Genomic DNA, 7,923 nt, shown 5'->3' on the forward strand with positions numbered 1-7,923 from the left:
TGACGTGGAGCTGAGGAAGGGCGCGCCCGACGAGCATTTCCTTCGCGGGCAGAGGCGAAGGACGAGGCCGGCACGGAAGCTGGGACGCGGCGGCGCGCGTCGGGTAGCGCTCCTGCTGGGGATCGCGAGTCTGGTGGGCGCCTTCGTGTGGGCGGCAGCGGCGATGAGCCGCGCTCCCGAGCTTTCGGTGCATCGCATCCGCGTCGACGGAAACGAAAGGCTCTCCGACGGAGAGATCCTCGAGCTCCTGGAGCTCACGAGCCGCTCCAACATTCTCACGCTCGATCTCGAAGACGTCCGGCAGAAGCTCCTCCGTTCCGCCTGGGTGCGCGAGGTCGCGATCGAGCGGGTGCTTCCGGCGACGCTGACGCTCGCCATCGAAGAGCGCCGTCCGGTCGCCATCGCCGTTCTCGACGCTCTCTATCTCCTCTCCGCCGACGGGACGATCCTCGACGAGCTCTCTCCGGATTACGAGATCGAATCGCTCCTCCTGGCTCAGGGAATCGCCGAGGACGACGGAATCTCTCTCGAGCGGGCGGTGCTCGCGGGACGCATCGCCGAGGCCCTCGGCGAAGTTCCGCGTCTCGCCGGTGCGGTTTCGGAGATCGACGTCGCCTCAGGTCCGGAATCGATCGCGCTTCGTCTCCGAGAACCCCCGGTTACGGTGCTGGCGTCGGAGCAGGACCTGGTCGATCGACTGACCGAGACTTTCCCGTTATTGAATGGACTGACGGTTAAATTTCCGGCCCTTGAGATCGTCGATCTGCGATTTCGGGACCGCGCTTACCTGAAGCTGGCCGAGCCCGAAGACATCGGAGGTGCGTCATTCTGAACAAGAGAGACAGATATATCGTCGGCCTCGACATCGGTACGACGAAGGTCACGGCCATCGTCGCCGAGATCACCGAGGAGGGACGCGTCGACGTCATCGGCATCGGCTCCACGGAATCGAAAGGGCTCCGCAAGGGCATGGTGATCAACCTCGGCCAGACGGTCGAGTCCATCAAACGCGTCGTGGAGGAAGCGGAGCTGATGGCGGGGGTGGAGGTCGAATCGGCACACGTCGGTCTCGCCGGCAGCCATATCAAGGGATTCAACAGCCGGGCCGTGGTCGCCATCACCAACAAGAGCCGCGAGATCACGCGCGAGGACGTCTTTCGCGCCATCGACGCCGCGAAAGCCATTTCTCTACCCAACGACCGCGAGATCGTGCACGTGATTCCTCAGGAGTTCGTGGTCGACGGCCACGACGGGATTCACGACCCGACGGGGATGACGGGCAATCGGCTCGAGGCGAATGTGCACATTATCACCGCGAGCACGACCGCGATGGCGAACGTCGTCACCTGCATCAACCGGGCGGGAATGGAAGTTACCGAGACCGTCCTCGAGCAGCTCGCCGCCGCCGAAGCCGTGCTGACACCGGACGAGAAAGAGCTTGGTGTCGCCTTCGTCGATATCGGCGGCGGAACGACCGATCTCGCCATCTTCGACAAGGGCGCGATCTGGCATACGGCCGTGCTTCCCATCGGCGGCGACCACTTCACCAACGACGTGGCGGTGGGCCTCAGGACTCCCATCCAGGAAGCGGAGAAGATCAAGAAGAAGTACGGCACCGCGCTTTCGACCATGGTCTCGGAGGAGGACACGATCGAAGTACCGAGCGTCGGCGGAAGGAAAGCGCGCGTGCTGTCGCGCCAGCTCCTCGCCGACATCCTCCAGCCGAGGGCGGAGGAGATCTGCCATCTCATCTACGACGAGATCCGGCGCACCGGCTACGAGCGGGTGTTGAACTCGGGGGTCGTCTTCACCGGAGGAAGCGCTTCCCTCGAGGGTCTTCTCGAAGTGGCCGATCGGATCTTCGATATGCCGATTCGCTGCGGTACGCCCACGGGAGTCGGCGGTCTCGTCGACGTGATCGCGAACCCGTCCTACGGGACGGCGGTGGGGCTCGTGCTCTACGCCCACCGGATTCGCTCGAACAAGCTCGTTCCCAGCGCCGGCACCCATTCGTGGTGGAAGGTCTGGGAGAGGGTCCGCAAGCTCGTGCACGTTTCGCAGATGCTTTCGTGCGTGTAAACAGTTTCAAGAACCAGGGAGGGTAGGCGAATGATACGATTCGAAGACGATCACCCCGAGGGAGATCCGGGGCGTTTGTCCATCGAGGAGCAGGTCGGAGGCGCCAGCATCAAGGTCGTCGGGGTCGGCGGCGGCGGGGGCAATGCCATCAACCGGATGATCGCGTCGAGCATCTCCGGGGTGGATTTTCTCGCGGCGAACACCGACCTGCAGGCGCTGCGGTCGAACCGGGCGAAGACGAAGATCCAGCTCGGAGGAAAACTGACCAAGGGCCTCGGCTGCGGGGCGGATCCCGAGATCGGCCGCCAGGCGGCTCTCGAGGACACGGAACGCATCCTCGAGGCGATCGAGGGGGCGGACATGATCTTCGTGACCGCGGGTCTCGGGGGCGGAACGGGCACGGGGGGTGCGCCCATCGTGGCCTCGCTCGCTTCGGAGCTCGGGGTTCTGACGGTCGCGGTGGTGACCAAGCCCTTCACGTTCGAGGGGCGCCGGCGGCAGATGCAGGCCGAGGACGGAATCCGCGAGCTCCGGGAGCAGGTCGATACGCTCATCTCCATTCCCAACGACCGGCTTCTCCAGACCGTCGAGCGCACCACTCCCATCTCCGAGGCGTTCTCCATCGCCGACGATGTGCTGCGTCAGGCGGTTCAAGGGATCTCGGATCTCATCACCGTGCCGGGGCTGATCAATTTGGACTTCAATGACGTGCGTACGGTGATGCGGGGGATGGGCGACGCGGTGATGGGGACGGGCATCGCCGAGGGTGAGAACCGTGCCGACGAGGCGGCGAAGAAGGCGATCAGCAGCCCGCTTCTCGAGGACTCATCGGTCAACGGCGCGAAGGGGGTCATCATCAACATCACCGGCGGGGACGATCTCAGTCTCACCGAAGTGAGCGAGGCCTCGTCCATCATCCACGAGGAGGCGGACCCCGACGCGAACATCATCTTCGGCGCGGTCATCGACCCGCGGATGACGGGGAAGATGAAGGTGACGGTGATCGCCACGGGCTTCCAGCGCGAGGCGGCCCGCCGCACCCCGAACACCCCGGTGGATATCGCGAACTACAAGCAGCCGGCGGAGATGGCGGTGGGCTCGGAGGGCTTCTATCGCAAAGGCGCCGACAACCTCACCGTGGATCTCGACTTCGGCTCGATGGAGGGCCCCGCCGGCGAAGATCTGGACATGCCGACGTTTCTGAGACGGCAGAAGAGCTGAGGGGACGTTTCCGAATCGGAAGGGGTCAACGCAAAGGCGCGAAGGGGGAGAGACGCAAAGGATCGGGGTCAGCGAGTGAGTCTTGCCGAAGTCAAAGTTGCACCGGCCACGGGCCCGCACGCCACGAACATGGCGGGCCCTTCTCCTTTCTTTACGAAAGAAGAAACCTCCATTCTCTTAACCGGTGGTCCAAGCATTCGCGCATATGAATAGATCAGGGAGCCTGCCGACGTTCCTTGTAACAATCCGTTCTCAGTGCAACTCTGTCGTTTCCGAATTCGGCGGCAAACTGTTCAAGCAATGTCTCGCGCGCTCGTTTCATGAACTCTGGCTCCGTTCGACCCGTGTCGGTGAACTCAACGACGACATAATCGTCCGCGAATGCGAACTCGACTCGAACACGATCCTTGCTAGGGTCAATGCAATAATGCGTCTCGCGGAAAGTTGAGTCCTCCGCTGGCATGCCGATCGGTGAGTCGATAGGCGTGCAGTCTAGATTCTCCTCCGCGATGAAGCGTTCAATCAGTTCTACAGCTTTGCCAACCTCTTGTTTGGTAAGCTTCCTCTCCCCAGCGCCGATTTCGAGACAGGAATGCAACCACGCATCGCATGATGCCAATTGAAGCATGGATGCAAGGCCGACAACGAAGTGCCGATGGAACAGCAGTCTTGCTCGCACCGTGCTTCCTATGGAAGTTCGCACTTCCACCCTTAACTGCCCTCAACCTCCATCTCGGCCGCTACAGGAACCAAAGTACAGTCGCCTACAGCGCTGCAGGATCGGGGCGTTGATAATGACAAAATCTTCGGCCTCCTTTTACAATTGCGCTTACACCTCACTCGACCATTATATCGATACACCTTCTGACAACTGGCGTTCCGGCGCTCACATGACCCGCCGACATACATCCGGCAAGATGGATATCACAAACACAAGAATCACCATCGCGACCAGAGTGAGCCAAAGCACACGAAGTATGGGCTTGCGAAACCCAACGGTCCCCCATGGCTCGACGGACCGACCGCGGACGTAAGCTAGATAGAGGCCAGCAAATACGAGAAAAGGAACAATACCCATCGTAACAATGCCACCAGTCCAAAGTTCACGTGAGAATCTGGACGATACGAAGTCACTCGTGAAGACATGGACAGCATTAAATAACATCATCCCGGCAACCCCTACACCTATGGCGTTGATGGCTTTGTTGTGCATCAGGTCTGGGGACTCCTCCCCTACCACCACGTGCTCGGATCGGTATCGCACCACATCCCAGCTCCTCCAGCACCGACACCGAGTTCGAGTCCGCCAATATGAACGAACAACCGGCGGACCCTACTGATCGGTCAGTCAGTATCGGGATCGTTTTGAAGCTTTTTGCACCGGAAAGTAGCCTAGTTTACGAGCACTTGACGAACGCTGAGGACGAATGCAGCCAACAAAACCACCACGAGCGGCCAGAATACCCACGCAGTTATTTCGGTCCCAAGAAAACGCACTTTGTGTTTCGAGCGCCAAAGGACGACGCCGAACTCTACGTCCTTCGCCCGTACGGCCCACAAATAGAGAACGAACGAAATCACAAACGAAAGTGTGAGAAGAGGCAGGAACGTATCGGCGTCCACGATCGGCCTAATCGACAACTGGTGAAGGAACATCTCGAGTCCGAAGAGAAGAATGAGAAACAATAGTGCACCTGCAAGACCCACGATGCCGGCGTTTCTGATCTTGTTCAAGCTCATCACTTCCTCGGTCTGCTAAACGATTATCGTCGCTGTCGCTGTTCACCAAAGCCCTCGCCGCCAACGAGCGCAACGTCAATAGCAGGACGCTTTCATCGCAAAACGAGATCGCGGTTGAAACTCGGCATGCTTTGACTCGGCTAATACGCAAAGATGAACACATGAGCTGGCAGCACAACGAAGATAGCCGTTAGAACCGCCGCCGCACCCTTGGGGGTTCCTGGCGGGAACATGCTGTTAGGGACATTCGGCTGGTAGAGGCTCCCGCGCTCAGGATGAAACCAGATGCAAATGAGAAAGATAGCCCACAGCCAAACCGTCCCTACGAGGCTCCAGGGGCCAATCACGGGAACAAGGGGAGACGCAAGCCACTCCTGAGGACCGAGCGCGAGGGCGACAACGAGAGAGCCGAACGGCGCCGGGGTTAGCACCGCGAACCAATAACGGTACGGATACACTTTCTGGGCAACCCCCTTATAGAATTCGATCAACCCATTCAGTAATCGGTCCAACACCGTCCAACTCACCCTTGGCCCAACCCTTGTCAGAGAGATCAATGAACAGAAAACCGAGGCTTACGTCCGCCATGAACTTTTACCGCCCGTGTACACGCGCCCGCGCATACAGAACCCTAGAGGCGAATGCCTGACGTCAGAGCTCGAGCACCAGGGTGAACTGAGAAGCAGAGACTTGGGGGAGAGCGCGAGGAAATCGCGAAATGGGCAAAATAGACGGGCGCGGATTCCGACACGCGATCGCCCGAGCCACGGTGTTTCTGCATCACGTGCTTGCCGTAATCCTGCTCGGCCAAGAACGCGTTGTGGACCCTGCACAAAAGCCTGACGTTATCGAGGCTGTGATCGCCTCCACGTCCGAACGGATTGTTGTGGTGGAACTCTAGCCGGTTGCTCTCGGTGCAGCGCTTGCCTTGGGCGTCCTCGAAGGCACAGCGAGCCCCATCCCGCTTTCGAACCGCACGCCTGACGGCCGCCGGGATGTAACGCGAGGACGGCGTCGTGTCGGTCTCTTGGAGATCCTTTCGCGGAGCCTTCGTTTGGGCGAAGCGAGCCGCTTCGAGCCGTTCCAGCTTCTCGGTTACCGACTCTTCGATGACCGCGGCCAGGTCTCCGTCGGACGTGGAGGACCGCATCAACGCCTGCAGCCGGCGTAGTTTGTCGCGAAACTCGGCACTGGTCGTGAAGGTGGCCCGGTATCTTTCGGGGGCGAGCGGTTTGACCTCGGAGCTCGCTTTTGGAGGAAGAGAGGCCGTGGCCTCAGTAGGCTTTTCCGGCTTTGGCTGGGGTGGGCTTCCCGACATGGTGACTCCGTCCGGACGGAGCTCGGATGGGGGGTCAACTCTTTCCGGACGGAGTTGGTCGGGAGCCGGCCGGTCGTTCTGTGGCGGGGAGGGTAGCTTCCGGATCGTCGACGGGGCATCGGGCTTCGGCGCCAATTCAGCAACGAGCTCCTCGATCTCACGTTTGGATCGGTGTGCCGCCCGAGCGAGAACCGCGTCGCGATTGGACTCGGTGAGATGCGGGGCCAGAAGAGCGATGCCGCTCAAGTGAAGGCGTCCGTCAGCGAGCATCTCGAAAAGGACCGGGTGCTTCCTCGACGCGCGTGCAACCGCGATCCGCAGATAAGCTTCCGCTTCGGACAAGTTCAAGATCTCGACGCAAAACGAGAACATGGACGAACAGGCCCGACGTGCGTACAGCTTGCGCTCGTCGACTTCACCGATGTGAGCGATGAGCTCGGATTCGATGCGCCGAGACTGCACCAGAAGATCGGAGAGTCTGCTGAGCAATTCCTCGTCGCCGACGGATTTAAGTGAGTGATCGCGTGACATACACTTTATATAGCACACACTTTTTCTGGCGTTTCAGAGAGCCCACGGGCAACGAGCCTCGTCGAAAATGACTTCGGAAGCTCCGTCGAACTTTCGTTGCGTTCAGCCGCTTCCCAGCGCATCTCAAACCCATTCTCCGTCGCGTCGTCGTGGTCGTCGACTAAGCTCCCGAGATTTTGTCAAGGGGAAAGTTGAAAAATCTCGACGAGTATTCGGTCGACGATCGGAGTGAAGCTCCACGATTTTGCTCGACTCAAGCACTCTTCGGCTTGACGACCAGGTCAACCTCTCCCGCCCGAGCTCTTTGTACACCTTGACGTCGTCGACGGGGTCGCTGCTCGTTGACGAGGCTCCGCCTTGTTCATACATACTCGCTGGTGTCAGGAATAGCTCCGAGCTCGAGAAACATCGGCGTCGGCTCTGGCCGGTCGCCGAGCTGACCTGATAGCGACGGGAACTCAACGAACCCGTACCGCTCGTAGAACGCAATCGCGTCCGGCTTGGCATCCACGACAACGCCGACACAGCCGTAATCCGTGGACACTTGTCGCGCGAGAACGAAAACCGCCTTTAAGAGTGCACCTCCCACACCCCGCCCTTGAGCGCGCTCGTCCACGGCGAGTCGCGCCAGTCGAAGGACCGGCATGGGATACCGGGGCAGCCGCTTGCGCCGAGCCGCCGAAATGCGCTCGACGTCGATCTGAGATGGCGAGACCGTGGCGAAGCCGAGAATCCGGCCCTCGTCAACCGCGACATATGTCGTCCCGATGTGATGGCGAAACTGATTCTGACCAGCGTATTTGTGGAAGAAGCGATCCAGATCGATATTGCGCGAGCGAAAGTCGGCACGATCGTCTTCCGGGCGGAGCTGGCGGACGGCGATCCCCAATGTCGACGGATGACCCCGCTTAGTCCTTCGAGAACAGCTCTCTCATCGCGTCGGTCGGCTCGCTCGGTTTGTCGACACGCTCTTGAAGCCTCTTTGCGGTCTTCTCGTCGACGACGATCCGCGGAGGGATAATGATGTCGGCCGG

Annotated in this window: 7 protein-coding genes; 3 read left to right on the plus strand and 4 right to left on the minus strand. The window is 60.3% G+C overall.

The features are described 5' to 3' along the window. From VEK15_05310 to ftsZ, 3 genes are all read left to right on the plus strand, one after another. Nucleotides 1-832, plus strand: an 832-nt coding sequence (locus VEK15_05310; GenBank protein HXV60090.1) for an FtsQ-type POTRA domain-containing protein, incomplete at its 5' end; no start/stop codon positions are given. Next, entirely contained in the window at nt 826-2,079 is a 1,254-nt protein-coding gene (gene ftsA / locus VEK15_05315; protein HXV60091.1) for a cell division protein FtsA, read from the plus strand. The genes VEK15_05310 and ftsA, both read left to right, overlap by 7 nt. A gap of 30 nt (nt 2,080-2,109) precedes the next feature. After that, nucleotides 2,110-3,300, plus strand: coding sequence for a cell division protein FtsZ (ftsZ, locus tag VEK15_05320; GenBank protein ID HXV60092.1), 1,191 nt, complete (start codon nt 2,110-2,112; stop codon nt 3,298-3,300). A gap of 214 nt (nt 3,301-3,514) precedes the next feature. Here ftsZ and VEK15_05325 read toward each other — a convergent pair whose 3' ends face one another. The 4 genes from VEK15_05325 to VEK15_05340 form a co-directional block, all read right to left on the minus strand. Continuing rightward, nucleotides 3,515-3,979: a hypothetical protein gene (locus VEK15_05325; GenBank protein HXV60093.1), complete on the minus strand. Its 465-nt coding sequence runs from the start codon at nt 3,977-3,979 to the stop codon at nt 3,515-3,517. Between the two features lie 713 nt (nt 3,980-4,692). Beyond that, nucleotides 4,693-5,040: a hypothetical protein gene (locus VEK15_05330; GenBank protein HXV60094.1), complete on the minus strand. Its 348-nt coding sequence runs from the start codon at nt 5,038-5,040 to the stop codon at nt 4,693-4,695. Between the two features lie 631 nt (nt 5,041-5,671). Beyond that, nucleotides 5,672-6,847, minus strand: coding sequence for a hypothetical protein (locus VEK15_05335; GenBank protein ID HXV60095.1), 1,176 nt, complete (start codon nt 6,845-6,847; stop codon nt 5,672-5,674). Between the two features lie 403 nt (nt 6,848-7,250). Beyond that, nucleotides 7,251-7,778 (minus strand): GNAT family N-acetyltransferase, encoded by a 528-nt coding sequence (locus VEK15_05340; GenBank protein HXV60096.1) that lies wholly within the window; start codon nt 7,776-7,778, stop codon nt 7,251-7,253. Nucleotides 7,779-7,923: the final 145 nt, after the last annotated feature.

The sequence above is a fragment of the Vicinamibacteria bacterium genome (assembly GCA_035620555.1).
In the GTDB taxonomy this organism is placed as follows: domain Bacteria; phylum Acidobacteriota; class Vicinamibacteria; order Marinacidobacterales; family SMYC01; genus DASPGQ01.